Here is a 22,445-nt window from a genome sequence, read left to right as displayed (position 1 = left end):
AGCAGGAGTAGACGCGTGTAGCATCTTGCCACCGCATACAGCAAGAAACGGAAGGGGCGTCTTCCTTCCGTTTCTTACGTTCATGTTCAATTTTTAGAGTTATTCTCCTACTGCTGAAGAGTCGAGCTAAAATCATTTTTGTTGCCTATTTTCAGCTGAATATCTTTTTTCTGCCCGGCTCGTTCGATGTTAAGCGTAAGTGCTGTACCCACTTTTTGTTTTTGGATAAATTGAATTAACTCCTGTGATGTGCTATAAGGCGTGCCATTGGCTCCGATAATTACATCGTAAGGACGCAGATCGGCCTGATAAGCTGGTGATTTGTATATAATATCCCGAACAACCGAACCTTCGGTCAGAGATGTACCCAATTCCTTGGCTACTTCAGGGCTCAAGTTTAGCAGACTTGCACCAATGAAAGGTACAGGTTCTTTCGGAATAGGTTGGTTATTTTTCAGCTTATCGACGACTTCCAAAATCGTATTGGACGGAATCGCAAACCCGATCCCTTGTGCATCTGCACTAACAGCTACGTTCATACCGATAACCTGCCCTTGAAGATTTAACAACGGTCCGCCAGAGTTACCAGGATTAATGGAGGCATCCGTCTGGATGAGATGCTTGTATTGCGTCGGTTTTCCAGTTGATTCACTGTTAATGGTGATAGTACGCTCTTTCGCACTTAGCACACCGGCTGTTACTGAATGTTCAAAGCCTTCTGGGTTACCGATTGCAACCATCCACTCGCCGACTTTAGCATTATCGGAGTCTCCCAAGGTTACGGTAGGGAAGTTATTTTTTCCTTCAATTTTAAGAACTGCCAAATCTAGATCTGCATTTTTGCCCAAGACCTTGGCTTCGTAAGGCTTGTTGGTTCCTTCTACTGTAACCTGAACCACACTCGCGCCTTCCACAACATGGTTGTTGGTCAGGACGTAACCCGATTTATCAAAAATAAAACCGGAACCAATACCCAGCGGAGTCAGCTGTCCACTGTTGCTACCTTCATTTTCGTTACTATTGCCGCTGCTGCCACTATCGCCATACTGATTACCGAAAAAGTATTGATACAGCGGGTCATTGTAATAAGGGCTACTTTGTCTGCCGCTGCCAGCACTCGATTGCTTGGCAAGCGTTTCAATTTTGACGACTGCCGGACCAGCCTTGGCCACAACAGATTGAACATCAGCCGTACCTGAAGGCATCACAGCTGGAACTGCGCTTGGAGACGAGTTAGTGGTTCCCGAATTCGTCGTTTCTCCGCTTTCAGCTACCGCCGAAGTCAACGCTGTCTCCGGTGTGAACATATTGGTTCGGTCAGCTGTATACATCAATACCGTAATGACCAGCATTCCGGCTAAAAAAGATAATAAGATCGTTTTTACCTGCGACTTGGGTTTATTGGGTTTAAATTGCCAGTTTCCACTATTCCGACCAGAACCATCCTGTTGCTCAGGCATAGCACGTTGATAAGAGGAAGGAAGCGGTCTCACTGCCTGCGGTGGCGTAATCTCAACGTCCTCCACCGACTGCCCTTCCCTGCGTTGTCCGTCCGACTGCACTGAGGAAAAAGGGCCATAGGAATAATAATATGAGGAACCGTTTGAATCGTTTTGCCGAGTTGCTTTATCGTTATCAACCTGATCATTGTCGTTCCGGCGCCCGGAATTATTATTTTTAAATTCGTCCATTGTATATCTCCTCCCAAACCCTATGCTTCAAGGTGGTGTTGTTTAACTGACTTTATTTTGCACTTTAAACCTTAATTCCACCTTAAAAAAAATTAAAAAGGAGATAAAACCTCAGACCTATTGTTTCTAGCCACTTTTACTCAACGCGAAATGCTCCGGAATCAATCCGGAGCATTTCGCGTTGAGTATGCTTTTTTATTTTGTGTTAAAGTTCTCGTCGAACTTTTCGTTCGGTGTTTGTGCATTGCTTTGAATTTTGCTGCGACTGGAGTTTTGAACTTTTTGCGCTACTGCACTTGTACCGCCTTGATCTGTCGCAAATTCTTCGTCATACTTCTCATTTGGTGTTTGGAAGTTGTCTTGAATTTTATTTTGTTCAGACTGCTTTACCTTTTGAGAAACAACGCCTACTGTATCGTCTTGTGCAAATTCCGCTTTGAACTGATTTCCTGTGTTTGCCTTGAAGCCTTTGTTCGTGAAAGAACTTCCGCCTTGATTTGGCATATTTCCTCAACCTCCCAGTATGGTTTTGCGGGATAAGCTCATCCCGAAACATAGTATGTGAAGTCAGGAAAAACAATATTCAAGGATTATATGGAAGCATCCAGTGTCTCGGGCGGAATGGTCTTATGCGTTTCTATCGCCTTTTGCAGCGATTTTATCATTTTTTCTGTACACTTTCCGTTTCCTTTTTTTATGATTTGAACATCCACATCTTTCTTGCCCCATTCAGAATACACCTGCCGGATTGTTTTAAAATACAAGTCAATTTTATTGCCTTTAATCGCTGAACCTGTATCTGCTACAATCCCGTAGCCGTAACCTGGAATGTACAATATGCTGCCCAAAGGAAACATCTTCGGATCAGCCGCAATCGTGGACAGTGTATTTTTGTCACGACGCACTTTTACACCGGAATACGTAATACCGTAACCGGGATGATTCGGCCGTTTGCCAGTGGATTCATAGCCTGCTGTATATCCTGTTGCCGTGACCGTCATGGTCGTAATAACCTGCTCTTCGCGTGGAGCCAAAACAGGTGCAGACTGCCATTTCTTATGCTGGACCGGTTCTTTGTGACCGTAAACCTCATTGCCGGGCAATACCAGACAAATTGCGATTAACATGGTTCCCAAAACCCGTTTCCATACCAACATGGATCTCATAAAAAACCTCCCCTTGAGGCAAAGGCTTTCCAGAAATCCATAGGTTTATACGAACTATTGATTATTTTTGAACATCCTGCCCCGGATAAAGTCTGCTTAGCTTCACTTTATCTTCAAAAATATGCAGGAGCGTCCGCACAATAGGGGTGTGCTCATCGTCTGTGTGCAATATAATGGAAGCAGGAGATATCGAAATAAGGGTACTGACGATTCGATCTTCAACCTCCATCTCCAGTTCAATACCGGGCATTTCCACAATAATATCATCTGCATCAGGAGTCGGTATGGGCACCATGGCACTATCGAGAATGGTAAAATCATGCCCCCCTTGGTGAAGTACATGCACGAGTGGAACTTTGCTTTCCTGAAAAAACACAAAATATTTAAGCAGCCCCATAAATTCTTCGTATTGCCGATCTGCCCAGAATTCTTCCATGGCATAGTCAACGATTTCTTCAAGCTCTTTTTTATACGCATGCAGTCTGAATTGAATAAGCCCTTCCAAATTGATCACACGAAGCTCCTTGAAATCCTTTTCCAGGAGAGTGGTCAGCTTACCATGACGCTTTAAACGTCCTCGGGGACCATCATCATTTAACAGTGAGCGAATCATGCTACGAATTTGTTCGACGTCCTCTTTCTCCAGCAACGAGCAGGCTTTGTTGAGAATATGATTGAGTATCCTCCACTCCCTGACTTCGATAATATAATCCGCTATTGCCGAAGACATGATGCTGTATACACAGGGAAGAAAGCTTTCAAACGCCGAATTGCTCTCAGTGCCCTTGCAGGTCCATGCCACTTTGTTGTCCAGCTGTCTGAAAGTGAATCGAAATCCGCGCCGTGACATATGTAGTCCCTTGGTTCTACTTTTGACCACTTCGTAAAAACGGTCGGTTTCTTGATCTCCGTCTGTATTGGTCCACACTGTAAACAGTTCCATTGGCTCACTCCTTTCGATCACTGCTTTCAGTATATGGCGGCCTCCGAAGGGTTATACGAAGTGAACGACTGGAAACAGAAAGACATATGCAAAAGAGGCTGATCAGGTTTCAAAGAGACGTGAAGCGTGTTATAAACAATTACCGTGATTAGGTAAAAAACGAAAGCCGTTTGAATATTTAGGGTGGGGTATGTTAAGGTTATAGTGATATGAATTTTTCACAAGAGGGAGGAGATAAGATGTCAACGATGCTGAACATGCTGCGTACATTCATGATCGTCATATTGAGCCTCGTTCAGATTTTGTCCCTTCCTGTGACGTTTCACGCGGAAGATACCACTCAATCCCTTCAATTTACTTCAGGTTCTTCACTTATGCCTCAGGCTGAGGTTACTTCGTTAGAAACGGACTCTCACGGTCTGGAGCATCATTCCAAACCAGCGGTACGCAAATCCTCCCCGTTACTTCATCTGGTGATTGCTGTGGCTAAATCACTTCCCTTTGTCATTTTGATAGCGCTTGTGCTGCTCATGAGCATTCCTAAGCTACGTCTACCTTTTATTCCTGTCATCTGTAAGCTAAAGAAGCAATTATTCTTATTCCCCATCAAATTCACCTCTAGTTATGTGGCTTAACCTCCTTTTAGCATGCATATCACCACAATTGCATGTCTCTTTGCTAAATTTTCCTATTCATCTAATGCGTAAAATTTAATTTTATATTTTTTATTTAAAATTTGATGAATTCTAATTTTATCATGTCATTCCCAAAGTATGTGATTTATTTCCCATATCATTCACTTAAATAAACGTATTATACAGGAGGCTTTATAAATGGATATTCGAGAGTCTATTTTGCCAGGAATCGGAATTAAGTATCGAATAGATGCGGAGAGTGGTGACCGAATTGTCATTATTATTCATGATGATGGCAGACGTGAACTATATCACTTTGATTACGAGGATCTGGAACAAAGCATTTCTATGACAACCCTGAATGATCAGGAAGCACGATTGGTAGCCTCTATCATCGGTGGTATGACTTATAAGCCCAAGCAGCTTGAAAGTGTAGAAATGACTTTTGACGATTTTATTATCGAATGGTATAGAGTGGAATCCCACTATGCAAGTGTTGGCAAATCCATCGGGGAACTGGATGTAAGGCAAAATTCGGGTGCCACGGTTATTGCCATTGTGGAGAAAAAGGGAAAAAAGTATGTAAATCCTGGCCCTGAAGTGATTATTAGCGATGATGCCACTGTAGTTGTTGTTGGAGAACGTGACCAGCAGAAACGCTTTAAACAAATCCTTATGAACGGAAGCGGGTGATTGGATGGATCATCTGGTATTTGAGGTTGGATTGGCTATTACTCTAATCGCTGCAGTCGGGCTGATATCCTCCAAACTGCGCTTCTCGGTCATCCCTTTTTATATTCTGATCGGAATGGCAGTTGGACCGCATGCGATGGAGCTATGGCATTTTGATTTTCGGTTTATCGAAAGCGCCCCGTTTATTGATTTTATGGGGAGAATCGGAGTGCTGTTTCTTCTCTTCTACTTAGGGTTGGAGTTCTCAGTAGGTCGGTTGATTAAATCAGGTCGTTCCATTGCTGTAGGCGGTACCATTTATATTGGCATCAATTTTACACTGGGGCTGGCTCTGGGCTTCCTGAGCGGCTTTCCTGTAGCAGAGACACTGGTTATTGCCGGAATTACGACAATATCATCCAGTGCTATTGCAGCCAAGGTGCTGGTCGATCTCAAGCGTACCGCTAATGCTGAAACAGAAATGATTTTAGGTATTATTATGTTTGAGGATGTTTTCCTCGCCGTCTACATCTCCATCCTCTCCGGATTGGTTCTTAGCGATTCTTCCTCGCTCGGGGGTGTACTGCTATCGGCACTCATCGCGCTTGGCTTTATGCTTGCAGTTATTATTATCGGTCGAAAGGCCGTCCCTCTGCTAAATCGGATTCTCCGTATCCGCTCCAATGAGGTATTCGGACTTGTTGTTTTTGGCTCACTGTTTCTGGTGGCTGGCTTTTCGGAAACGATTCATGTAGCGGAAGCTATTGGAGCCCTGCTGGTTGGTCTAGTACTGGCCGAAACGGAACACGCCAAACGGATTGAGCATTTAATTGTTCCTTTCCGTGATTTCTTCGGTGCCCTGTTCTTCTTCAGCTTCGGACTGTCCATTGATCCGCTGTCCTTAGGAGGTAACGCCATATGGCTTGCGCTGGCAGCAGTCCTTCTCACACTATTTGGAAATATTTGGGCGGGTATGCTGGCTGGTCGTACGGCGTCCTTATCTCCCAAAGCATCCGCAAATATCGGTTTAACTATTGTGGCGCGAGGCGAATTTTCGATCATCATGGCCAACTTGGGTAAAGAAGGCGGTTTGCTTGATATTGTTCAACCTTTTGCAGCCATCTATGTACTCATACTGGCAATTCTTGGACCACTTCTGACAAAGCAGTCAAAGCCTATCTTTAATATTCTAAACAAAGTATTCAAATTTAAGGACCCTCGCTTACGAAAGGAAGAAAGCAAATCGGCGTAACTGTAAAAGCTGGATACGACAATCCATAGGAGGGAAGGCTATGCCGCACGCTGTAAAACATGCCAAAACTCTATGAGGCGGCTTGTGAAGCCCGCTTCAGGAGATGCGAGCAGGTTCCCTGTCTTTTATACGGTGATTGGCGGAATTACGGCATCCGTCGGTCTGGAATTGTTTTTACATCCGCACGATATGATCGCTGGAGGCGTTACAGGAATCTCCAGACTCATGTCGCTTTACACACAGGAGCATTTTGGATTACTGCTATTCGTATTAAACTTGCCACTAATGCTGCTGTATTCTTTGTCTACTCACAAGCCCATGCTGCTTCGCGCACTCCCCGGCTTGTTTGCCTTTTCAGGCTCAGCCATCATTCTCTCGCCTTTTCCGGCAGTGAGCGGCCATCCGGTCGTATGCGCTTTGGGAGGCGGAATCTGTATTGGGCTTGGCGCAGCGCTGACAGCTCGTCACGGGGGGCTGCTTGATTCACTAGGACTTAGCGAATCTGACGATGGCCGTCCATCCACTTTGGTACTAACCCATCGAAAAATTCCGTTAATACAGATTGTAATGTTGTGTAATGGCCTGCTGCTCATTACGGCTGGCTTTGTGTTAGGATGGGAGCCAGCCCTCTATTCCGCCTTATCCTGTCTCGCTGCTTACGAAACGACCCGGCTGATGTTTACTGGTCTGAGACGCACGGTCTGTATTGTCAGCAAAAAACAGCAAACTGTCGAAGATGCCATATATCGCAGGTTGCGTTTACACGGCACACCTATTGAAGGCTCTGCCCAGATAAAGGGTATGTTGAAAAGTGAATCAGATAAAAAAGAACAAATGGTCATCGTTTACAGCGTTCATCTTCTAGATTTGCAGCGCTTTAAGGCAGTCATCCAAATGGCAGACCCACAGGCTGAGATTATGCATATGAAGTGCTGGGAAACGTAGCAAAGCCCAATATATTAACCAAAATACGCTTTTACTCCATTGTCATGCGTATTGGCAATAATGATAAAATATAGCTAATATGTAGACACTAAAAAAGAGTAAGGATGTTGTAGCATCCCTACTCTTTAGCAACAGCCGCTTACAAGGGCGGTGGCAGTTCAAAGATTTGTTCACCGAAATAGGCCGTATACCTTTGGAGAGGGCGGTCCTTTGCAGGAGACTAGCCGACCGCCCATCTAAGCCATTCTGTTGTTTCTAACAGACGACAAAGAACGCTTTTCTACATCAATCCCTCCATTTGGATTAGTGATAGATAAGCGTTCTGGTTATAGCGCCTAATAACAGGTCTTAATTTTGCATAATAAAGTCATGCTCAATACTGCTGGCACTGTCAAAAGTACGAATAATATCATAACGGGTATTGCGCTGTGCCGGAATGTGACCCGTCTCACGGATCAACTGTAAAATGGATTCAATGTTGACCTTATACGTTGCACCTGCAGCGGAAACTACGTTCTCCTCAATCATGGTGCTGCCAAAATCATCGCAACCGTAGTACAGCGATTTTTTACCGATTTCCGGTCCCATGGTTACCCATGAAGACTGGATATGCTTGATGTTATCCAAAACAAGACGACTGATCGCTACAGTTTTCAAATACTCCTCTGGCGTCTGGCGTTCCTTCTTCAGGTTGGTGTTGTCTGGTTGGAAGGTCCATGGAATAAAGGCCAAAAATCCTTCAGAGTTATACTTGTTTTCAATGCATTCGTCCTGAGCATCACGGACACGCAACAAATGCAGTGCACGCTCCTCCATCAACTCGCCAAAGCCGATAACCATCGTAGCTGTCGTGTTCATCCCAACCTTGTGAGCTGTTTGCATAACATCCATCCAATCACGCCAGGAGCCTTTGAGACGGCTAATTTTGCGGCGTGTGCGGTCGTCCAAAATTTCTCCGCCTCCGCCTGGCAGCGAATCCAACCCAGCTTCATGAATGGCCCGAATCGTTTCCTCCATGGATAGACCGGATTTTTCCTTCATTTTGTGAATTTCAGCTGGTGAGAAGGAGTGCATCGTGATATCGGGAAAACGTTCCTTAATAGCTTTTAGCAAATCGGTATAATAGCTGAACGGCAGATTTGGATTTACACCGCCTTGCATTAGGATTTCGGTGCCACCTACTTCCTGCGTTTCCTTAATTTTTTGAAAAATTACCTCATCCGGCAAAACATAACCTTCATCGGAACCCGGTCTACGGTAAAAAGCGCAAAAGCGGCAGTATACGTCACACACGTTCGTATAGTTAATATTTCGTCCGATGACAAAGGTTTTTATGGGATCGGGATGCATGCGATTCATGACTTTATTTGCCGCATGACCTATTTTTTCAACCTCGTCTGATTCGAACAAAGCAACGGTATCCTCTAAATTCAGGCGTTCGCCGCGTAGGGCTTTATCTAAAATATGGTCGATTACACTCATGGTGTATCCTCCTTCGCTGTCACAGGGCGACGAAATGAAAGACAGGACTTATGAACGAGAATGCTTTCACAAACCTGCGTTCGAACCCTGCCGTAATGTATGTTCATGACTAGCCTTGTATGTTGTCTGTGCTATTTAGCATAGTAAAACCTAATGATAATACTAACATATCTTTAGGTAAGGAACCATACTTAGACTGAAAAGTGCCTTTTTTCACACTGTCTTTCATGTCATTCATATAGAAAACAGCAAGTCTCCTGAATACCGGAAACCTGCTGCTTAAGGCTGTACCTATTTGTTTCCCTCGTATAACGTTAAGCTGCTACGGTTGTGCTAACTCTCTAGCGCAACGCCTCATCCAGATCACGGATCAGGTCATCAATGTCCTCCAGACCTACGGAAAAACGGAGTAGACCGTCCGTAATCCCGCGCTCCAACCGGACACTTTGCGGCATAGCCGCATGTGACATCATTGCTGGGTACGACAAGATACTTTCCACAGCTCCCAGACTCACCGCCACAATGGGAATACGTACACGACTGAGGACCTCTTTTGCACGCTCACCAGAACCCACATCGAACGATATCACTGCACCATAACCGCTCGATTGACTCTCATGAACTGCACGCCCTGGATGGTTCTCCAAACCCGGATAGTATACCGCTTCAATGTCATTGCGCTCGTTTAGCCAGTTTGCAAGCTTAGCTGCACTTTTTTCGCTGTGAGCCATACGCGCCTCTAGTGTCTTCATCCCACGCATAAGCAACCAAGACTCTTGCGGAGCCAGCACGGTACCCAATCCATTCTGCAGCTGCTTGATTTGTCTCCCCAATGATTCAGTACGAGCTACCGCAAGTCCTGCCAGTACATCACTGTGTCCACCTAAAAACTTGGTCGCACTGTGCAATACAATATCGACTCCCTGCTCAATCGGACGTTGATAATAAGGTGTCATAAAAGTATTATCCAATAACGTCAACAGCCCATTATCTCTTGCCCAAGAGGTTATTCCTGCCACATCGGTAATTTTGAGTGTCGGATTAGAGGGGGTTTCCATATACACAGCCCTTGTATTTTCCTGCAACGCCTCTTTCACAAGGTTGAGATCCGTCATATCAACGAAGGTCGTTTCGATATTCATCCGTTTCAAGATGGAGGTCAGCAGTCGATATGTTCCTCCATATACGTCCTCCGAAACAATGACATGATCACCAGCCGATAAGAGCATAAATGTAGTGGAGATAGCAGCCATACCAGAGGCAAAGGCAAAACCGCAAGCTCCGCCTTCTAATAATGCGATATAATCTTCTAAAGCTTGTCGTGTCGGATTACCTGAGCGGCTATAATCATGCTGTGGAGGATTAAAAATATCATGATGGTGAAAGGTCGAAGCTTGATAGATCGGGACACTCGATGCCCCTGTAACACTGTCAATTTCAGAGCCAAAATGCAGCAGCTTGGTTGCGAATTTCCGCCCTTTGTCCTGATCCTCTCCGATCTTCCTCGCATCCTCTATCATTGCTGCTCCCCTCCTTCTACTTCTTGACGTGCCGCTTCCAGTGCCGAACGCAAATCTTCAATCAGGTCATCTGTATGCTCGATACCTACGGAGAAACGAAGCAACCTGTCATCTACCCCGACTGCATCCCGAATTTCTGCCGGTATGTCCGCATGTGTCTGCACAGCAGGATAAGTCATTAGCGATTCCACACCGCCCAGACTTTCGGCAAACGCAATAAGCTTAATATGACGAAGCAAAGGCTCCACATAACGAGCATCCTTTACTTTAAAGGAGAAAATCCCTGTGTTTCCGCTGGATTGTTTATTTTGTATCTCACGACCCGGATGACCTTCAAGCGCCGGGTAAAATACTTCCGCCACTGCCGGATGCGTCAGTAAATAATTAGACAACACCGTTGCATTATACTCATGTCGATCCATGCGCAGCGCTAACGTCTTCATCCCCTTCATCAACTGATAACAGTCGCTCGGGGAAAGCACGGCCCCTATGGAATTGTGCAGGAAGGAAATTTCAGCTGACAGCTCTTTTCCTTTGGTTACAATCAACCCTGCCAGCACATCGTTGTGCCCGCCCAAATATTTGGTTGCGCTATGTACCACAATATCCGCACCCAGTTCCAATGGCCGCTGGAAATATGGTGTTAGCAGCGTATTATCTACAATAGTAAGCAACTCATGTTGTGATGCCCATGAAGCCACCGCTTGAATATCAGTTATCATCATTAACGGGTTTGTAGGCGTTTCTATGAATACAGCTTTGGTATTCGGTCGACATGACTGTTGGAGTGCTTCAAGATCGTTTGTATCCACATAGCTTGCGGTCACACCAAATTTGGATAAAATACGCTCTAGCAAACGATAGGTCCCGCCATAAAGATCCAGCGATACAATGAGGTGGTCTCCCTGTCCAAACAATGCAAATACAGTTTGCAGCGCTGCCATACCTGAGCTGCAAGCAAAGCCTGCATCACCAGATTCAAGTGCAGCAGCAGCCTCTTCCAGTACCTTTCGCGTGGGATTAATCGTCCGAATGTAATCAAACCCAGTGCTTTGGCCCAGACGGGGATGGCGGAACGCCGTAGATTGGTAAATCGGGTAATTAACAGCCCCAGTTACTGGCTCCTCAATTGAACCAATTTGTGCCAATCTGCTTTCGATTTTCCACTGTTTCTCACTCATATGAATCCTCCTGTTCACTTCCATAGTAGGTGCTATAACATATGCTGCAAAAATGGATGTCCAAGACTATACTGCTGCGCTACTGCAAGGTGTTACTGTATAAGGGTAAACGACAAGCCCCTTTTTAAATCTGAGGTCCGATATCATAAGGTGTTTCTTGGTATACATAATAGTTAAGCCAATTTGAAAACAATAAATTAGCATGAGCTCGCCAGATAGAGGGTGGTATGCGTTCAGGATCATCGTTAGGAAAATAATTTTTGGGGACGTCAATATCCAGTCCTTTGGCCACATCGCGGTCGTATTCCCATTTAAGTGAAAGCGGGTCATATTCAGAATGCCCTGTTACAAAAATTTGTTTACCGTCAAGTGTGGCTACCAGGTATACTCCAGCTTCCTCGGATTCGGATAAGACTTCTAATTCGGCAATATGATCAATATCTTCCCGCCGAACTTCTGTATGTCTGGAGTGAGGAGCATAAAACAGTTCATCAAAGCCGCGTAGCAATTTCACTTTAGGTTTAATCACGGTGTGTGGAAATACGCCAAAGCATTTGGTGTCGAGCCCGTATTTAGGGACATCGAAATGATGGTATAAGCCTGCCTGTGAGGCCCAACAGATATGCATGGTCGAAGTTACATTCGTTTTCGTCCATTCAAAGATTTGCCGGATCTCCTCCCAGTAGTTCACATCCTCAAACTCAAGCTGTTCAACCGGTGCTCCTGTAATGACCATGCCGTCAAAACGACTGTTCTTGATCTCATCAAACGTTTTATAGAACATGTTCAAATATTCTTGCGATGTATTTTTGGATACATGAGACTTCATATGCACCAGCGTAACGTCCACTTGCAACGGCGTATTGCCGACCAAGCGTAACAGTTGGGTTTCCGTCGTTTCCTTGGTAGGCATTAAATTCAAAATGGCGATACGCAACGGACGAATATCCTGATGATAAGCCAAGCTTTCATCCATTACGAAAATATTTTCGCCCTCCAGCACTTCCTTGGCAGGCAGCGTGTCTGGGATTTTAATCGGCATGTAAACTCACTCCTTGATCGGTAAGTTGTGCGAAAATCGTCTGGTAGAGATGCCAGCATATAATAAAAAGACCTTTCTCAGTTAGAGAAAGGTCATATTTGTATCCATATGCGCCTCTCTCATCTGTCAGGGCTACGCTTTTTTGTACAAAGCGCGAGTCCTGCAAGAATTAGCACCGTGCGATAAAAATCGCCGGTTGCCGGGTATCATCGGGCTAGTCCCTCCACCTGCTCTTGATAAGATTTCGCTATATTCATTTTGGGTTCACAAAGTTCTTGTTGTTCACTTTAATGCATCGGCTGGGCTTCGTCAAGATGGACTTATAAATTTGTGCCCTGCATTCACATTTTGTCTACCTTTTCCATAGGTTAAATCATATCCTCGCTGTCGCAGAAGCTCATATGACTGCTGTTGATTTTGCCCATGATTTTGCGCTTGAAAGGCCGTAGGCCGAGCGTTATACTATACAAGTGCTAATAGGCAAAAATATGGTGCAGCAGTGTAGATTAGAGTGTTTTCTGCGATACTGTGGCAATCTAAAAAAGACCATTTGTGAGGTGAATCCGGAATGGAAGGCGACCCGAGTCCGAATAGGCGGCGATCCCTGAACAACAGCATAGGAATGACTTCAGCTTGCCGAAAGACGGGACGCCAGGCTCCGCATGCTCCAAAAGCCTTCTGCTTTTGATGATATGCACGCTTACCCGAACCGGCTAACTGGCTAACTGAGTCCATTCCTTATGCTTAAGGTAAACGTATTTCCGTTACGACGGAGCATAAGGAGTGACATATATGAAAATCCGTTTGGTTAACAACGGGGTTTTTACCCCTGTCGAAGAAATTGAAATGGCGCTCACTGCACCGGCAGAAGGCTTTTATTGGATTGATGCCGATGTCGAGGATCTGACAGTGCTCCAGCCCTTATTTTCTATGCATGATCTTGCAGTAGAGGACTGTTTAAGTGAAGAAGAACAGCGTCCAAAGATTGAAATTTATGAAAGCCATTATTTTATCGTTGTAAATAGTATTCGTTTTGATGATGAAGAAATATTTTTGCGTGCTTTGAACATTTTTCTCGGCCGCCATTTTATCATTACGGTGACCAAGCAGAAAATCAATGAGCTTCGTACTCTCAAGCCTATGCTGTGGGAGCAGGAAGTCAGCCAGCCTGACCGTTTTATGTATCTGTTGGTCGACTTGATCGTTGACAACTATTTTCTGGTTGGTGACCGGATTGAGGTTCGTATTGAAAAGCTGGAAGAAGACATTCTAATGCATACGAAAAAGTCGCACTTGAACGAAATCATCGGCTTGCGCAGTGAGATTCTATGGCTAAAAAAAGTGCTTGGCCCGCAAAAGGAAGTCATCAATACCCTGAACAAACGGGATTTGCGACTTATCGACGATCAACTACAAAAATATTTTAGCGACATTTATGAAAATGCTGTGAAAATTTCGGAGACTTTCGAAACTTATCGCGACTTGATGGGGAACCTTAGAGAAGCTTATCAGTCAAGTATCGCCAACCGTGCTAATGAAATCATGCGTGTGTTTACCGCCATTACAACCGTATTTATGCCGTTGACGGTCATTACCGGAATATATGGGATGAACTTTGATAATATGCCTGAGCTTCATACACGTTATGGTTATTTTGTCGTCATTGGGATTATGGTGGCACTAGGTGTCAGTATGTTCTGTATTTTCCGCAAGAAGGACTGGGTTTGAAAAGAAGAGAGTAAACCAAAACTACCAAGCTGGGTGCTTATTCCGATTTTTCAAGCTTGGTCATCAAAAGCAGCAGCCGATTCCTATGAGGAACTCGCTGCTGCTTTTTTATGTTGCACCTTATTTGTACTTTAGGACACTTCCAATCGTCTCTATATTATCCAACATGTTGGTCAGGTACCTCCTGATGGCGGAACCGTATACGAATCAGTCGCAATCGCTCATAAATTTGATCCAGTCCTGCTTCCGTCGCTTTTTCTTCTCCATACACTTTTAGCATAATGGGCTTGAGCAGCGTATCTCCCAACTCTGCATAAGCAGACCAGATGGCTGCTTGCTCCTCCTCAGATACATGTACCAATTCCTTGCAGATCAGCTTCTCCATATCCATTCCATCCCTATCCAAATGTTCCACAGCTTCAATCATTTCTCGGCGGTGCAAGCCTGCCTTCATTCCGATATGCTCCAGTAAAAGACCGTCCGAAATGCCTTCGACAATCGCTCTAGTCAGGCTAAACTTGTTTAGTTCCTGTCTGTACTGGTTTTCTTTTTGCTTGTACAGCCATGACAAAAAAACTTCTTCTTCAAGTGCCTCTGTTACCCAGTTCAGCGGAAATGGCGTAGTCCGATCATTTTGCTTCGTAATAGCCAATAGCTCCGTCCCATATTGCGACACCTTACCCAGGCCCATACCAGGCAGTTCTAACAATTCTTCTTCGGTATGAGGAAGAAAGACACTGATGAGTCGAAGTAGTCGATTCGTAGCGATAAAATAAGGTGCTTTTCGCTCAGTTGCTGCCTTTTGCCGTCTCCACATTGTCAATTGTTCATACACCTCATCACGCGGAAACAAATCACTATAGCAATACAGCTTTTGTAGCGTTTGTCCACGTCCTGATGATCCTGCTTGTTCATGAAAAACGCCATGAATTAGAGGCCTGTATCCCTCAGCCATCTTGAGCGCCAGCTCATGACGGTATACATGCAGTAATTCCTGCCACAAACTGCCCTCATACCAAAGGTCGTCTATACTTTCATCTGGGACATGGTGTGTGCTCCAGCCTGCACTCCATCCCCCTTCATGTTGTCCAATCCATACCTGCGCAAAGTCCTCACAGCCCTGTTCATTCCGTTTGGACAAGCGATTTAAAAATACAATCTCCATGATTCTTCCTCCCTCATATAATTAGATTACTGACCCGCACAATACAAAAACGCAAAAAAAGCACCTATCCCGCGTATTCGCAAGAAAGGTGCTTCCCTTTTTGATCCGTACTATGCTGTTGCCTATATGATAACCGGACCTTGGAGTACCGTCAACCATAAATTCTAAGAATTCAGCTTTTCCTTGGCCAAAGCCAGAGCTCCGCACAATCCAGCATTGTCACCCAATCCTGGAGATACGATATATTGCTCAATTTCTGTAGTCAGACTTGAATGCTGTACATACCCGTTTAAAAGTTGTTGAAGCTTGGTACGAATGAGCGGGAACAGCTGATCCTGCTTCATTACTCCGCCGCCCATAATAATTTTTTGCGGTGAGAGGATTAAAATATAGCTCATTAGAGCCTGTGCCAGATAATGCGCCTCCATTTCCCAGGCAGGGTGATCCACAGAAAGCTCGTGTCCTTTAACCTTCCATCTTTTTTCGAGCGCCGGACCGGCTGCCAGTCCTTCCAGACAATCTCCATGATATGGACATGTGCCCTCATAGTTATCCTCTGGATGGCGACGTACCAGAATGTGTCCCATTTCCGGGTGGGACAATCCATGTACCAGCTTTCCGCCAACCAAAGCACCCGCTCCGATGCCTGTACCTATTGTAATATACAGACAGTTGTCCAATCCTTTAGCCGCACCCCAAATGGATTCACCCAGTGCTGCTCCATTTACATCCGTGTCAAACCCCATAGGTACATCGAAATGCTCCTTCAGTTTGCCAATCAGATTATAATTTCCCCAATGCGGCTTTGGCGTTGTTGTAATATAACCATATGTATCACTGCCTTCGATAGGATCAATTGGTCCGAATGAGCCTACACCCAGCGCTTCAATCCCTTTGCCTTCAAAAAATGCGATGACATTCTCCATGGTTTCTGCTGGAGTTGTTGTTGGAAAGCTTGCTCTTTCCAAGACCTCCCCACGTTCATTTCCGATTCCACATACGAATTTGGTGCCGCCTGCCTCAATTGCTCCCAATACTGTCATAGCTGTTGTAATCCCCTCTCCATGATCTCTCTTCACTATATTCACCTGAAACGAGCCTAAGGTCAATCCCCTTATCACAATTGTATAAAATCCTTCACATGGCTATATATCTTCGCTGACATAATGGCATATAAATAAGGACACTCACGCACCAAGCGTCAGCATCCCTATATAACTTAGTCTATCTGAAATGTACATCCCCAGCCTAACAGCTCTTCATTATGATCCGGTTGCGACACCCATCAACGTACACAAGCTTTTCATTTCAAGTTGCTCAAATTTGTCGACAATTTGCACGTGATCCAGTGTCAACAGACAGCTGTCTAAAGCACATGCAACAGGCACATCACAGTGAATTTTAGCAAGTTTGCGTGAAAGATGCAGCATATCCAAATCACTCTCGATCTTTTTACGGACCGACGGTGTCAATTGATCTAGATTTTCCAGAATGCCTTCAATGGAGTCGTATTCCTGCACCAGCTTGAGGGCCGTTTTTTCACCAATTCCGCGTACTCCCGGGTAATTGTCACTTGCATCACCCATCAGACCTTTGAGGTCCACCACTTGGCGCGGCTTAAGCCCTTTTTCAGACAACAGCGTCTCCGGGGTATATACCATGTAATTGCCATGTCCTTTTTTCATAATAATGACTTGTGTCCGCTCATCTACCAATTGAAGTAAATCATGATCTCCCGATAGAATCATGACATCCATGTCCTCATTTTGCGAATAATGGCGTGCGAGCGTACCGATGCAATCATCCGCTTCAAAGCCTTCCGCCCCAATGTTGGGAATGCCGAGGCTGTCCGTCACTTCACGGATCAAAGTAAATTGAGGAATCAAATCATCTGGCGCGTCGGCTCGGTTTCCCTTATACGCAGCAAAATGTTCCCCACGGAATGTCGTTCCGCCCATATCCCAGCAGCAAATGACATGTGTAGGATTAAAGGTTTGGACTGCATCCCAAAAATATCGAATAAAACCATATATGGCGTTCGTTGGTACTCCAGCTTTTGTACGACGGATATAACCGTTTGCAGCGGTTGCATAATAAGCACGAAAAAGCAGGGCCATGCCGTCAACCAGCATTACGGATTGTTCATTGCGTTGTGTCACAGATTGTATTGCTCCCATTCATCATATTATTTAACCCCCACAGTATAACATATCATGGTGGTAAATTGGGCGTTACTGAGCTCCCCATGTCCCCTCAAATGTTTCCTCTTTGAATCCTACCGTTACTTTACTCCCGTCAGTTACAATTGGACGTTTGATTAATCTTCCATTCGAGGACAAAAGTGAAATTTGCTCTTCACGGCTCATGTTTCCAAGCTTATCTTTCAGCTTTAACTCTTTGTATACTTCACCACTTGTATTGAAAAACTTTTTCAACTCCAGCCCGCTTTTATTAATCAAGTCTTCCAGTTCCTCCGGGCCGGGCGGTTGTTCAAAAATAGGAATCAGTTCCGTCTCATGCCCCTTGTTTTGCAGCCATTTCACTGCATTACGACAGGTGCTGCATTTAGAATATTGATATACTTTCAGTTGGCTCATCGCTAGATTAACCTCCATTTAGTTTCAATCTATTATTGAATATTTTATTCTGGATGATATTGAGCTCTTAACAGCTCTTGCATTCTGATCATATCGTCCGGCAGAGGAGCGTAAAACGTCATCCACTCCCCGGTCACAGGATGTACCAAGGACAATTCCGAAGCATGCAGGGCTTGTCGAGGCATCCTCGCATCAAGCTGATCATAGCGCTCACGTTGCACAGCGTCATTAGGTGTAATCCGGTACATTTTATCTCCGATCAACGGGCATCCGATATATGTCATGTGCACCCGAATTTGGTGCGTACGTCCAGATTCCAATTTTAAACCGATGCGGCTTCCTCCGCTCCACACTTCCTCCAGCTTATATAGCGTAAGAGCAGGATAACCATCCGGGGTCACCATGCGCAAATGCGGATTATCCGGGTTGCGGTCAATCGGTCCGTCCACCCTGCCTTCCTGCTGCTGAGGGCGTCCATGCACCAAAGCTGTATAGCGCTTGTCCACCGTTCCCGCAATCATCTGTTCGGAAATATGCTGGTGAACATACGGATTTTTAGCTACAACTAGCACGCCCGTCGTCTCCTGATCAAGACGATGAACAGGACGAAACCGAAACAGCTCCCCCTTGGTCTGCCAATAATGCACAACCCCGTTAGCCAGCGTCCCTGTGTAGTGACCATGAGTCGGGTGGACAATCATGCCCGCCGCCTTGTTCACTACTAACAGATGTTCATCCTCAAACAAAATCTCAAAAGGAATGGGTTCGGGTAAAATATCGTCGGAACGCTCGCGTTCCATGCGAATCTCTACTCGATCCCCGGACTTTACCTTTACGCTGATATACACACGTATCCCGTTCAGCATAATCCCCTGTTCGGTCAGCTTGAGTTTGGATATGAGCTTACGAGAAATGTTCATACGTTTTTGGAGAATGGTCTTCAACAACATGCCCTCCTCCTCAGGAGGGATCATATATACGATAGGTTCATAGTACAAGCTCATCACAAATTCCCGATTGCCTCCTTATTTGCGGAACACCTTTTTGCTGCGCACATATTCGACATCGGGCACACCCTGACGCACATTCGCTGTGCGAGCCACAACAAAGAAGTAATCGGACAGGCGGTTCAAATACCGACGTACCGCGGGATTGATATCTGTGTGCTTACCTAGTGTAACCGCACGGCGTTCCGCGCGTCGGCAAACCGTGCGGCAAACATGAAGCGTCGAAGATAATGTGCTTCCTCCCGGGATAATAAAGCGCTCCACCTTTGGATTTTCCTCCTGGCATGCATCAATCCAGCCTTCCAGCCGCTCTGCCAGCTCGTCTTTTACCTTATATTTACTTTCATTGATTTTAACAAACGCCAAATCCGAACCACAATCGAACAGCTCCTGCTGTATTTCTTCCAATTGAGTCCGAATGTCCGCAAACTTCTCCCCTTCGGCAAAGCTGATTGCTTGTCCTACAAAGCTGTTCAGCTCGTCAATGGTACCGTACGCCTCCACACGGTCGTCATCTTTGGACACTCGGCCGCCGATCACAGAAGTTTGCCCTTCATCGCCTGTTCTGGTATAAATACCCATATCATTCCATCCCCTTTATCATTCTGTGAGTGCTTTCAGTACCTTGATGGCTTCTTCCTTATTGCTTGTGCGTGGCGGTATGGTAGCAAATAATGTGTTTGAGTTATATTTTAGGTCCTTAAACATCTTCATCTGCTCCACCGGAATTCCGTACAAATGGGTTTCCTTGATTACATCCGTTCCTTCTTCCCCTTGCTCCTTTTTCTTAAATACGCCGCCCTCGAACACACCCCGGGCATACGTCTTTTTGTCAAAGGCATCATCTAACGGTAGATTCGAGCCATTCTGTCCATACAACTTCATATCCTCTTCCGGCAAAAGAAACAAATCATGCTCTCCGGCCGCATATTCTACGACCAGTTTCTGCTGGTTGTACAGTGGGCTGACTGATATCTCGATCGTCGGAGCCTGTTCGCCCAGCTTATCCTTAAGCTTTTGTGCCAGCTCATCACGAATAACTGAAGCATCCCCTTTATCCATAATAAATATGGAAAAGCTGTCCTTGTCCCGTCCCCCACATCCAGCCAATAGTACAAGTGCTATGATTCCGATAATCCATGGCGATAGCCTTTTTAGCCCTGCTCTCATATGTATGCCCCCTCTTCCATGCCACTAATATATCATAAGTTGTGAACGCAAAAAAAGAAGGCCCTGCGGCCTTCTTCGTAGCTACGGTGACTTCACACAGTTACACTCTGCATTCCATACCGTACAGCTTCATGTATTCATTGATTTTCAAATCAAGCTTGCAGCTGATCTCGATGACAAGAGCAGAGGTGAAGGACTGCTCTTCCTGAAACGTCCGCATCATCTCATTGCGCAGGAACAAAATTTCATCTTCCAGGGAAATGTCGTATCCTATTGAACTCGGCGACTTATATCCAACATATGACATGAGCACTCCTCCTGTAATTGAAAAATTGAACTTCCTGCTTCCGATTTCAAATTATAGCATAGAAATTTAGAAATAAAAGACTATTTTCTATGAATTACCCATAAAAAAATAATTTTAACCTTCTTTTTTAACTTTTTCTACAAAATGACCAATCCGATCCAGAGCTTCCGTCAGCTGAGTGACAGAAGTCGCATATGAGCACCGAAGGTAACCCTCGCCTCCCAAACCAAACACATTGCCCGGTACAGCTGCAACTTTGGCCTCTGCCAATAGGCGCTGCGCAAATTCATCCGAACTGAGTCCTGTGCTTTGAATACTCGGGAAAACGTAAAAAGCCCCTCTTGGCTCGTGGCATTCCAGACCAATGTCGCGGAATCCCTCAACCATCAGACGACGACGCTGATTATAGGCTTCTACCATTCGATCTTTCTCACCCATACCATTTCGCAAGCCTTCCAGTGCTGCAACTTGGCCCATAGAAGGCGCACACATAACAGTGTACTGATGGATTTTGAGCATAGCAGCAATCAAATCAGGATGCCCGCAAGTATATCCAATACGCCAGCCAGTCATAGCGAAGGCTTTGGAGAAACCACTGACGAGAATCGTACGATCCATCATACCCGGTACCGAAGCAAAGCTGACATGCTTGTCGCCATAATTCAATTCGGCATAGATTTCATCTGAGATGACGATCAAATCATGCTTTTCCACGATTTCCGCAATCGGAAGCCAATCTTCATAAGTCATCGTAGCCCCGGTCGGGTTGCTCGGATAGCATAAAATCAACACCTTGGATTTTGGTGTAATTTTTGCCTCCAGCGCCTCAGCCGTCAGCTTAAACTCATCCTTGGCAAACGTTTCAATGCCAACCGGAATCCCGCCGCCAATCGAAGTGATTGGAGAATAGGAAATGTAGCACGGCTCAGGCACGAGAATTTCATCACCAGGTACAATTAAGGCGCGCAACGCAAGATCAATCGCCTCGCTACCTCCAACTGTTACGATAATCTCATTTTTAGGATCATAGCGGACGTCAAATTGCTCATTCAGATACTCACTAATCGCTTCACGCAGTTCTGGCGTTCCCGCATTAGACGTATAGCTGGTGAAGCCTCGCTCCAATGAATAGACACAGGCTTCCCGCATATGCCAAGGGGTTGTAAAATCCGGTTCGCCTACCCCCAGGGTAATAATGTCCTTGTTACCACCCACCAGGTCAAAAAACTTACGGATACCCGATGATGGAATCTCGCGTACCAATGGGGATAAATAAGAACTCATGGCCTTGTTACTGTCGGTAAATGCTTCTGTTTTGAGATTCATCATGATCTTCCTTTACGGCGAAATCATCAGACGATTATCTTCCTGATGGTCCTCAAAGATAATTCCGTCCTGCTTGTATTTTTTAAGCGTAAAATTAGTCTTGGTAGACAATACCGAGTCAATAGGCGACAGTTTCTCCGACACAAAATTAGCGACCTCACGGAGATTGCGGCCTTCCACCTCTACCAGCAAGTCATATGCTCCGGACATGAGATAAACAGATTTAACTTGCGGATACAAATAAATCCGTTCTGCAATCCCTTCAAATCCTCTTCCACGCTCAGGTGTAATCTGCACTTCGATCAAAGCGGTAACCTTTTCGTCGTCGACTTTGTCCCAATTGACTACAGCGGCGTATTTGACGATCACATGTTGGTCTTCAAGCTCTTTAATTGAGGTGCGTACGTCTTGCTCGTCTACCCCCAGCATAGTAGCCAATAGAGTCGGTGTTCTTCTTGCATCTTCTTTTAACAATTCCAGCACTTTTAGTTTCAATTCATTCAGCTCTGTCATTCTACATAAGGCCTCCATCGAAAGAGATTACTATACATCATACAATACGCACTTTAAACCTGCAAAGAAAAACCGTCCGCCCCGGTAAACCCGGCAGACGGAC

Annotated in this window: 23 protein-coding genes and 1 riboswitch; of the genes, 5 read left to right on the top strand and 18 right to left on the bottom strand. The window is 45.2% G+C overall.

The features are described 5' to 3' along the window. Nucleotides 1-107: 107 nt before the first annotated feature. The 4 genes from EGM68_RS07760 to EGM68_RS07745 all read right to left on the bottom strand — a co-directional run bounded on the left by EGM68_RS07760 (nt 108) and on the right by EGM68_RS07745 (nt 3,800). Nucleotides 108-1,691, bottom strand: coding sequence for a S1C family serine protease (locus EGM68_RS07760; RefSeq protein WP_058829261.1), 1,584 nt, complete (start codon nt 1,689-1,691; stop codon nt 108-110). Between the two features lie 195 nt (nt 1,692-1,886). After that, nucleotides 1,887-2,195: a hypothetical protein gene (locus EGM68_RS07755; protein ID WP_013370127.1), complete on the bottom strand. Its 309-nt coding sequence runs from the start codon at nt 2,193-2,195 to the stop codon at nt 1,887-1,889. A gap of 86 nt (nt 2,196-2,281) precedes the next feature. Continuing rightward, complete coding sequence (locus EGM68_RS07750) at nt 2,282-2,857, bottom strand: 3D domain-containing protein (RefSeq protein ID WP_064963904.1); 576 nt, start codon at nt 2,855-2,857, stop codon at nt 2,282-2,284. Nucleotides 2,858-2,918: 61 nt separating this feature from the next. Next, nucleotides 2,919-3,800 carry a putative sporulation protein YtxC gene (locus tag EGM68_RS07745; RefSeq protein WP_040101779.1) on the bottom strand — a complete coding sequence of 294 codons (882 nt, stop codon included), beginning with the start codon at nt 3,798-3,800 and terminating at the stop codon, nt 2,919-2,921. 239 nt (nt 3,801-4,039) lie between these two features. Between EGM68_RS07745 and EGM68_RS07740 the strand changes: the two genes are divergently transcribed. The 4 genes from EGM68_RS07740 (at nt 4,040) to EGM68_RS07725 (ending at nt 7,304) form a co-directional block, all read left to right on the top strand. After that, on the top strand, nt 4,040-4,435 hold the full coding sequence (locus tag EGM68_RS07740) for a hypothetical protein (protein ID WP_040101780.1): 396 nt from the start codon (nt 4,040-4,042) through the stop codon (nt 4,433-4,435). A gap of 198 nt (nt 4,436-4,633) precedes the next feature. Continuing rightward, nucleotides 4,634-5,128 (top strand): cation:proton antiporter regulatory subunit, encoded by a 495-nt coding sequence (locus tag EGM68_RS07735; RefSeq protein ID WP_017426654.1) that lies wholly within the window; start codon nt 4,634-4,636, stop codon nt 5,126-5,128. A 4-nt stretch (nt 5,129-5,132) separates the two neighbouring features. Beyond that, nucleotides 5,133-6,359 (top strand): cation:proton antiporter, encoded by a 1,227-nt coding sequence (locus EGM68_RS07730; RefSeq protein WP_129548950.1) that lies wholly within the window; start codon nt 5,133-5,135, stop codon nt 6,357-6,359. Nucleotides 6,360-6,443: 84 nt separating this feature from the next. Further along, nucleotides 6,444-7,304, top strand: coding sequence for a YitT family protein (locus EGM68_RS07725; protein ID WP_058711778.1), 861 nt, complete (start codon nt 6,444-6,446; stop codon nt 7,302-7,304). Between the two features lie 348 nt (nt 7,305-7,652). Here the strand turns inward: EGM68_RS07725 and mqnC are convergent, their stop codons facing one another. The 4 genes from mqnC to metA all read right to left on the bottom strand — a co-directional run bounded on the left by mqnC (nt 7,653) and on the right by metA (nt 12,529). Beyond that, nucleotides 7,653-8,786 (bottom strand): cyclic dehypoxanthinyl futalosine synthase, encoded by a 1,134-nt coding sequence (gene mqnC / locus EGM68_RS07720; RefSeq protein WP_013370120.1) that lies wholly within the window; start codon nt 8,784-8,786, stop codon nt 7,653-7,655. Nucleotides 8,787-9,127: 341 nt separating this feature from the next. Continuing rightward, complete coding sequence (locus EGM68_RS07715) at nt 9,128-10,306, bottom strand: aminotransferase class I/II-fold pyridoxal phosphate-dependent enzyme (protein ID WP_040101784.1); 1,179 nt, start codon at nt 10,304-10,306, stop codon at nt 9,128-9,130. After that, nucleotides 10,303-11,487, bottom strand: a complete 1,185-nt coding sequence (locus EGM68_RS07710; protein ID WP_129548949.1) for a PLP-dependent transferase — start codon at nt 11,485-11,487, stop codon at nt 10,303-10,305. The genes EGM68_RS07715 and EGM68_RS07710 overlap by 4 nt, the downstream gene beginning before the upstream one ends. A 124-nt stretch (nt 11,488-11,611) precedes the next feature. Continuing rightward, nucleotides 11,612-12,529, bottom strand: a complete 918-nt coding sequence (gene metA / locus EGM68_RS07705) for a homoserine O-acetyltransferase MetA (RefSeq protein WP_013370117.1) — start codon at nt 12,527-12,529, stop codon at nt 11,612-11,614. 116 nt (nt 12,530-12,645) lie between these two features. After that, nucleotides 12,646-12,772, bottom strand: a riboswitch (SAM riboswitch). Nucleotides 12,773-13,321: 549 nt separating this feature from the next. Here metA and corA point away from each other — a divergent pair. Beyond that, nucleotides 13,322-14,257, top strand: coding sequence for a magnesium/cobalt transporter CorA (gene corA, locus EGM68_RS07700; protein ID WP_013370115.1), 936 nt, complete (start codon nt 13,322-13,324; stop codon nt 14,255-14,257). Between the two features lie 157 nt (nt 14,258-14,414). Here the strand turns inward: corA and EGM68_RS07695 are convergent, their stop codons facing one another. The 10 genes from EGM68_RS07695 to EGM68_RS07650 all read right to left on the bottom strand — a co-directional run bounded on the left by EGM68_RS07695 (nt 14,415) and on the right by EGM68_RS07650 (nt 22,342). Continuing rightward, nucleotides 14,415-15,422, bottom strand: a complete 1,008-nt coding sequence (locus EGM68_RS07695) for an HRDC domain-containing protein (RefSeq protein ID WP_129548948.1) — start codon at nt 15,420-15,422, stop codon at nt 14,415-14,417. A 164-nt stretch (nt 15,423-15,586) separates the two neighbouring features. Beyond that, the gene (locus EGM68_RS07690) at nt 15,587-16,465 is read right to left on the bottom strand and encodes an ROK family protein (protein ID WP_172800007.1); all 879 of its coding nucleotides are present in this window, start codon (nt 16,463-16,465) and stop codon (nt 15,587-15,589) included. Between the two features lie 219 nt (nt 16,466-16,684). Then, the gene (locus tag EGM68_RS07685; RefSeq protein ID WP_013370112.1) at nt 16,685-17,581 is read right to left on the bottom strand and encodes a 5'-3' exonuclease; all 897 of its coding nucleotides are present in this window, start codon (nt 17,579-17,581) and stop codon (nt 16,685-16,687) included. 72 nt (nt 17,582-17,653) lie between these two features. Beyond that, nucleotides 17,654-18,019: an arsenate reductase family protein gene (locus EGM68_RS07680; protein WP_040101789.1), complete on the bottom strand. Its 366-nt coding sequence runs from the start codon at nt 18,017-18,019 to the stop codon at nt 17,654-17,656. A gap of 44 nt (nt 18,020-18,063) precedes the next feature. After that, nucleotides 18,064-19,023 (bottom strand): RluA family pseudouridine synthase, encoded by a 960-nt coding sequence (locus EGM68_RS07675; RefSeq protein ID WP_040101790.1) that lies wholly within the window; start codon nt 19,021-19,023, stop codon nt 18,064-18,066. A 21-nt stretch (nt 19,024-19,044) separates the two neighbouring features. Next, a complete protein-coding gene (locus EGM68_RS07670; RefSeq protein ID WP_013370109.1) occupies nt 19,045-19,608 on the bottom strand; it encodes a cob(I)yrinic acid a,c-diamide adenosyltransferase in 564 nt (187 codons plus the stop codon). An 18-nt stretch (nt 19,609-19,626) separates the two neighbouring features. Beyond that, nucleotides 19,627-20,196, bottom strand: coding sequence for a type 2 periplasmic-binding domain-containing protein (locus EGM68_RS07665; RefSeq protein ID WP_129548947.1), 570 nt, complete (start codon nt 20,194-20,196; stop codon nt 19,627-19,629). 100 nt (nt 20,197-20,296) lie between these two features. Continuing rightward, nucleotides 20,297-20,503 (bottom strand): aspartyl-phosphate phosphatase Spo0E family protein, encoded by a 207-nt coding sequence (locus EGM68_RS07660; RefSeq protein ID WP_129548946.1) that lies wholly within the window; start codon nt 20,501-20,503, stop codon nt 20,297-20,299. Between the two features lie 114 nt (nt 20,504-20,617). Next, nucleotides 20,618-21,829, bottom strand: a complete 1,212-nt coding sequence (locus EGM68_RS07655; RefSeq protein WP_016820529.1) for an aminotransferase class I/II-fold pyridoxal phosphate-dependent enzyme — start codon at nt 21,827-21,829, stop codon at nt 20,618-20,620. 12 nt (nt 21,830-21,841) lie between these two features. Beyond that, nucleotides 21,842-22,342, bottom strand: a complete 501-nt coding sequence (locus EGM68_RS07650) for an Lrp/AsnC family transcriptional regulator (protein WP_013370105.1) — start codon at nt 22,340-22,342, stop codon at nt 21,842-21,844. Nucleotides 22,343-22,445 lie beyond the last annotated feature (103 nt).

The organism is Paenibacillus sp. M-152 (genome assembly GCF_003856555.1).
Taxonomy (GTDB): Bacteria; Bacillota; Bacilli; order Paenibacillales; family Paenibacillaceae; genus Paenibacillus; species Paenibacillus polymyxa_C.
The sequence above is the reverse complement of the archived record's forward strand: the minus strand, read 5'-3'. Positions and strand labels throughout refer to the sequence as shown.

What these genes read in the sequence shown, in the direction of transcription:
- EGM68_RS07755 (WP_013370127.1), bottom strand. Translation starts at nt 2,195, where the DNA reads ATGCCAAATCAAGGCGGAAGTTCTTTCACGAACAAAGGCTTCAAGGCA.
- mqnC (WP_013370120.1), bottom strand. Translation starts at nt 8,786, where the DNA reads ATGAGTGTAATCGACCATATTTTAGATAAAGCCCTACGCGGCGAACGC.
- EGM68_RS07740 (WP_040101780.1), top strand. Translation starts at nt 4,040, where the DNA reads ATGTCAACGATGCTGAACATGCTGCGTACATTCATGATCGTCATATTG.
- EGM68_RS07695 (WP_129548948.1), bottom strand. Translation starts at nt 15,422, where the DNA reads ATGGAGATTGTATTTTTAAATCGCTTGTCCAAACGGAATGAACAGGGC.
- EGM68_RS07655 (WP_016820529.1), bottom strand. Translation starts at nt 21,829, where the DNA reads ATGAATCTCAAAACAGAAGCATTTACCGACAGTAACAAGGCCATGAGT.
- corA (WP_013370115.1), top strand. Translation starts at nt 13,322, where the DNA reads ATGAAAATCCGTTTGGTTAACAACGGGGTTTTTACCCCTGTCGAAGAA.
- EGM68_RS07760 (WP_058829261.1), bottom strand. Translation starts at nt 1,691, where the DNA reads ATGGACGAATTTAAAAATAATAATTCCGGGCGCCGGAACGACAATGAT.
- EGM68_RS07735 (WP_017426654.1), top strand. Translation starts at nt 4,634, where the DNA reads ATGGATATTCGAGAGTCTATTTTGCCAGGAATCGGAATTAAGTATCGA.
- EGM68_RS07675 (WP_040101790.1), bottom strand. Translation starts at nt 19,023, where the DNA reads ATGAGCTTGTACTATGAACCTATCGTATATATGATCCCTCCTGAGGAG.
- EGM68_RS07690 (WP_172800007.1), bottom strand. Translation starts at nt 16,465, where the DNA reads ATGACAGTATTGGGAGCAATTGAGGCAGGCGGCACCAAATTCGTATGT.
- EGM68_RS07660 (WP_129548946.1), bottom strand. Translation starts at nt 20,503, where the DNA reads ATGTCATATGTTGGATATAAGTCGCCGAGTTCAATAGGATACGACATT.
- EGM68_RS07670 (WP_013370109.1), bottom strand. Translation starts at nt 19,608, where the DNA reads ATGGGTATTTATACCAGAACAGGCGATGAAGGGCAAACTTCTGTGATC.
- EGM68_RS07680 (WP_040101789.1), bottom strand. Translation starts at nt 18,019, where the DNA reads ATGAGCCAACTGAAAGTATATCAATATTCTAAATGCAGCACCTGTCGT.
- EGM68_RS07665 (WP_129548947.1), bottom strand. Translation starts at nt 20,196, where the DNA reads ATGAGAGCAGGGCTAAAAAGGCTATCGCCATGGATTATCGGAATCATA.
- EGM68_RS07650 (WP_013370105.1), bottom strand. Translation starts at nt 22,342, where the DNA reads ATGACAGAGCTGAATGAATTGAAACTAAAAGTGCTGGAATTGTTAAAA.
- metA (WP_013370117.1), bottom strand. Translation starts at nt 12,529, where the DNA reads ATGCCGATTAAAATCCCAGACACGCTGCCTGCCAAGGAAGTGCTGGAG.
- EGM68_RS07715 (WP_040101784.1), bottom strand. Translation starts at nt 10,306, where the DNA reads ATGATAGAGGATGCGAGGAAGATCGGAGAGGATCAGGACAAAGGGCGG.
- EGM68_RS07730 (WP_129548950.1), top strand. Translation starts at nt 5,133, where the DNA reads ATGGATCATCTGGTATTTGAGGTTGGATTGGCTATTACTCTAATCGCT.
- EGM68_RS07750 (WP_064963904.1), bottom strand. Translation starts at nt 2,857, where the DNA reads ATGAGATCCATGTTGGTATGGAAACGGGTTTTGGGAACCATGTTAATC.
- EGM68_RS07745 (WP_040101779.1), bottom strand. Translation starts at nt 3,800, where the DNA reads ATGGAACTGTTTACAGTGTGGACCAATACAGACGGAGATCAAGAAACC.
- EGM68_RS07710 (WP_129548949.1), bottom strand. Translation starts at nt 11,487, where the DNA reads ATGAGTGAGAAACAGTGGAAAATCGAAAGCAGATTGGCACAAATTGGT.